The sequence below is a fragment of the Micromonospora foliorum genome, assembly GCF_022229015.1.
Taxonomy (GTDB): domain Bacteria; phylum Actinomycetota; class Actinomycetes; order Mycobacteriales; family Micromonosporaceae; genus Micromonospora; species Micromonospora foliorum.
Window position 1 is genome coordinate 1 of sequence record NZ_JAKKFF010000437.1, and the last position, 4,341, is coordinate 4,341.

Sequence of the window (4,341 nt, forward strand, 5' to 3'; positions counted from 1 at the left end):
GCGGAGGGCAGGTCCCAGCCGCCGGTGTCCACGCCGGCCCACGGGTCGACCGGCGTCTGGTGCTCCGGCGGCACGACGGAGACCGGCTGGGAAGGGGTCGGCTCGGCCGACTCGCCCCAGGCGGACCGGCGGGGCAGCGGCGGCGGCACCGGGGCCGAACCGCTCCACCTGGGCGCCGGGACCTCCGCGGTCGCGGCAGGTTCCGGCTGGTCCGGCTGGTCCGGGGGTACGGGTGGGGAGGTCGGCTCGTCGGCGACCGCCGGGTCCCGCTCCGGCTTCGCGCCCGGGGTGCTCCCGTCGGCCGGCCGTGCTCCCGGCTGGGGCTCCGGCATCGCGGCAATCTCCTCTCGCGCCGATCCGAGGTTAGTACCGCGCCGCCACCACCGCCGATCGGGCGTGCGCGCGATCGCCGCCGGACGAACGCGTACCCTTGGGCATCATGAGTGCCCCGTCCACGACGCCGCGCGCGGCCGCGACCAACTCCGTGTGGTCCCAGCTCGAGCCGCTGCTACCCCAGGTCTCCAAGCCCATCCAGTACGTCGGGGGCGAGTTGGGTGCGGTCACGAAGGACTGGGACTCGGCCACCGTGCGCTGGGCGCTGATGTATCCCGACGCCTACGAGGTGGGGCTGCCCAACCAGGGCGTGCAGATCCTCTACGAGGTGCTCAACGAGCTGCCCGACACGCTCGCCGAGCGGACGTACGCGGTCTGGCCGGACCTGGAGACGCTGATGCGCACGCACGGCGTGCCGCAGTTCACCGTCGACGCGCACCGGGCGGTGCGCGGGTTCGACCTGTTCGGCATCTCCTTCTCCACCGAGCTGGGTTACACCAACATGCTCACCGCGATCGACCTGGCCGGCATCCCGATGCTGGCCGCCGACCGCACCGACGCCGACCCGGTGATCGTGGCCGGCGGGCACGCCGCGTTCAACCCGGAGCCGATCGCCGACTTCATCGACGCCGCGGTGCTCGGCGACGGCGAGGAGGCGGTCCTGGAGATCACCGCGATCGTCCGGGAGTGGAAGGCCGAGGGCTCGCCGGGAGGCCGCGACGAGCTGCTGCTGCGGCTGGCCCGCACCGAGAGCGTCTACGTGCCGCGCTTCTACGACGTCGACTATCTGCCGGACGGCCGGATCCAGCGGGTCGTGCCGAACCGGGCGGACGTGCCGTTCCGGGTGCACAAGCGCACGACGATGGACCTGGACGCCTGGCCGTACCCGAAGAAGCCCCTCGTTCCGTTGGCCGAGACGGTGCACGAGCGGTACGCGGTGGAGATCTTCCGGGGCTGCACCCGCGGTTGCCGGTTCTGCCAGGCCGGGATGATCACCCGACCGGTGCGGGAGCGGTCCATCACCACGGTCGCGCAGATGGTCCGCGAGGGCCTGGAGTTCTCCGGCTTCTCCGAGGTCGGCCTGCTGTCGCTCTCCTCGGCGGACCACTCCGAGATCGGCGACATGTGCTCGGGCCTCGCCCAGCAGTACGAGGGCACGAACGTCTCGCTGTCGCTGCCGTCGACCCGGGTGGACGCCTTCAACATCGACCTCGCGCAGGAGCTGTCCCGCAACGGGCGGCGTACCGGTCTGACCTTCGCCCCGGAGGGCGGGTCGGAGCGGATCCGCAAGGTCATCAACAAGATGGTGTCGAAGGAAGACCTGATCCGTACGGTCGTCACCGCGTACACCAACGGCTGGCGGCAGGTGAAGCTCTACTTCATGTGCGGCCTGCCCACCGAGACCGACGAGGACGTCCTCGAGATCGCCGAGATGGCCCACGAGGTGATCCGGGCCGGCCGGGCCGCGACCGGCTCCAAGGACATCCGCTGCACGGTCTCCATCGGCGGGTTCGTGCCGAAGCCGCACACCCCGTTCCAGTGGGCCGCGATGGACCGTCCCGAGGTCATCGACCACCGGCTCAAGATCCTCAAGCAGGCCATCAACGCGGACCGCTCACTGGGCCGGGCCATCGGCTACCGCTACCACGACGGCGAGCCGTCGCTCATCGAAGGGCTGCTCTCCCGGGGTGACCGCCGGGTCGGCTCGGTGATCCGCAAGGTCTGGGAGAACGGCGGCCGGTTCGACGGGTGGAGCGAGCACTTCTCGTACCAGCGCTGGGTGGACGCGGCGGCCGAGACGCTGCCCGCGTTCGGGGTGGACCTCGACTGGTACACCACCCGTCAGCGTGACGAGCTGGAGGTCCTGCCCTGGGACCACCTCGACTCGGGCCTCGACAAGGACTGGCTCTGGCAGGACTGGCAGGACTCGTTCAGCGAGTTCGAGCAGGACGACTGCCGGTGGACCCCCTGCTTCGACTGCGGCGTCTGCCCATCGATGGATACCGAGATCCAGATCGGCCCCACCGGCAAGAAGCTGCTCCCGCTCACCCCGCTGGGCGGCAACGGCATGAAGGTCCCGTCGGGCGGCCACTCGCACCCCTGACCGGGCTGCCTGCGGGCACCGCCGGCCGGCGGTGACCCACCACCCTCCACATCCGACATGTCACCCAACGGGTCCGCGTCTCGCGGGCCCGTTGGCGCTGTTCAGGCTTGGCCGTGCGGCGGGCCCGCACCGGACCTTCCCCGAGATCGGCCGCCATCTGTACCGGGCGGTGGTGGCTGGGGCTGCCCCGACTAGGTCAGACTCGATACGCTGCGTCTGACATGGACCGACCCGGCGGGTCGGGGACGGGGGAGGAATCGCATGGGGAGCATCCCGCCGCCGAGCATCGGCGATCTGCACGTCAGCGTCGAAGACCTGGACGCCGCCGCCACGTACGTCGAGCGGCTCAGGCAGTACATCGACGACACCCTCAAGTACGAGATGGAACGCATCAAGGAGCGGATGAAGGGCGACAGCAACAACGCCCAGACCGTTCCGAACGGCACCCCCTTCGGCGCGTACGAGGACGCCCGCATGCAGTGGCGGGCCCTGGAGACGTCAACGGTGAACATGGAAGCGCACCTCACGACGCTCTCCCAGAAGCTCACCGCGCTCAAGGAGGGCACCGAGGAGATCGCCAAGGCGTTCCGCGACACCGAGGCGCGTAACGGCGCCAACGGCAAGGAGATCGAGCGGCTGCTGGAGTCGGCGGCACCGCCGCCCACCGCCAGCGGCGCACCCACCTACCCGTACACGGCCTGAGGGGGACGTCATGGCTGGAGGAACCTGGGAGCGGTGCGTCCGTGAGGTGACGCTCTCCGCGGACCCGGAGACGGTCGGATCGGTCGGAGCGGGCTGGAGCAATCTCTCCAGCGGCCTGCAACAACTGCGGGACGCGCTCGTCGGTCGATCGTTCGTCGGCCCGATCGCGACCGGCCAGGAGCGCCCGCACGTCGGCGGTCTGCCGGGGATGCTCGCCGGTTGGAAGGGCAGCGGCGGCGACGCGTACCGCGAGCACCTCGGCAAGATCGGCAAGCAGATCGAGGATCTCATCACCGACGCGACGAACGTCAGTGGCGCGTTGACGCGGATCGAGGGCGACATCCGCAAGTCGGTCTCCACGATCCCGATCCCGCTGATGGACGACTTCGGCTTCAACGAGTGGAGCCTGCCCAACGGCACCGAGCTCGACGATGCCCGCGACGGCGAGAGCTCGTCGGGGTTCCTCGCCGCGCTGCGCAAGGACTACCAGAGCAACCCCGGCTCGTACGCCGACGGCGCGTTCCGTGACAAGGCCGACGACCTGGAAGCGACGATGAAGGTCGACGGCCAGGCCGGTGACCAGAAGCGGGGCGGCTGGTGGGACACCGGAGCCCACCTGGACAACTGGTACCGGGACAACCAGCAGGCCGCGAACACCGCGATGGCGCCGCTGCCCCAGGCGGTCTACACGGAGCGCCCCAAGCTCACCGTCAACAGCCCGGATAAAATGGACGGAGTGGACGATATCCGTCGCGACCCCCGGGTTCCGCCGTCGGGGCGGCCCGACATCGGTGGCGATTTCGGCGGGAAGCCCGACATCGGTGGCGGCCCCACGATCGGCAGCAGGCCGCCGGGCATCGGCGACACGGGCGGTCCGACGTCCACAGTCGACCCGTTCTCCCCGACCAAGCCCGGTGGGATCGGCGATGGCTCGCCCACCGGCGGCACCGGTCAGCTGACGGCCCCACCGACCGGTTCCGGATATCCGGGCTACGGCGACGATGACTACACGAGCGGTCTGGCTGGTGCCACTCCGGGCGGCGTCGGTGGCCTGGGCGGTGGCATCGGCGGTGGCGGGGTCGGCAGCGCCGGTCTCGGTGGCGCCGGCGGTGGTTTCGGAGGCGGTGCCGGCGTCGGCTCGGCCGGCGGAATCGGCGGCGGTGCCGGCGGTGGCCTGGGCGGTGGTGCCGGGATCGGCGTGG

General features: G+C 70.9%; 3 protein-coding genes and 1 pseudogene. 3 read left to right on the top strand and 1 reads right to left on the bottom strand.

The window, feature by feature from the left end; translation table 11 throughout:
- Nucleotides 1-332: pseudogene (locus PSH25_RS26745) on the bottom strand (hypothetical protein); the annotation flags it as partial.
- Between the two features lie 107 nt (nucleotides 333-439).
- Here PSH25_RS26745 and PSH25_RS26750 point away from each other — a divergent pair.
- The 3 genes from PSH25_RS26750 to PSH25_RS33750 form a co-directional block, all read left to right on the top strand.
- Nucleotides 440-2,437: a TIGR03960 family B12-binding radical SAM protein gene (locus PSH25_RS26750; RefSeq protein ID WP_238661667.1), complete on the top strand. Its 1,998-nt coding sequence runs from the start codon at nucleotides 440-442 to the stop codon at nucleotides 2,435-2,437.
- A gap of 261 nt (nucleotides 2,438-2,698) precedes the next feature.
- Nucleotides 2,699-3,139 carry a hypothetical protein gene (locus PSH25_RS26755; RefSeq protein WP_238661668.1) on the top strand — a complete coding sequence of 147 codons (441 nt, stop codon included), beginning with the start codon at nucleotides 2,699-2,701 and terminating at the stop codon, nucleotides 3,137-3,139.
- Nucleotides 3,140-3,149: 10 nt separating this feature from the next.
- On the top strand, nucleotides 3,150-4,341 hold a 1,192-nt coding region (locus PSH25_RS33750; protein ID WP_274528001.1), incomplete at its 3' end, for a WXG100 family type VII secretion target.

Bases quoted from the DNA above. Each gene is read 5' to 3' on its own strand.
- PSH25_RS26750 (WP_238661667.1), top strand. From the start codon at position 440: ATGAGTGCCCCGTCCACGACGCCGCGCGCGGCCGCGACCAACTCCGTG.
- PSH25_RS26755 (WP_238661668.1), top strand. From the start codon at position 2,699: ATGGGGAGCATCCCGCCGCCGAGCATCGGCGATCTGCACGTCAGCGTC.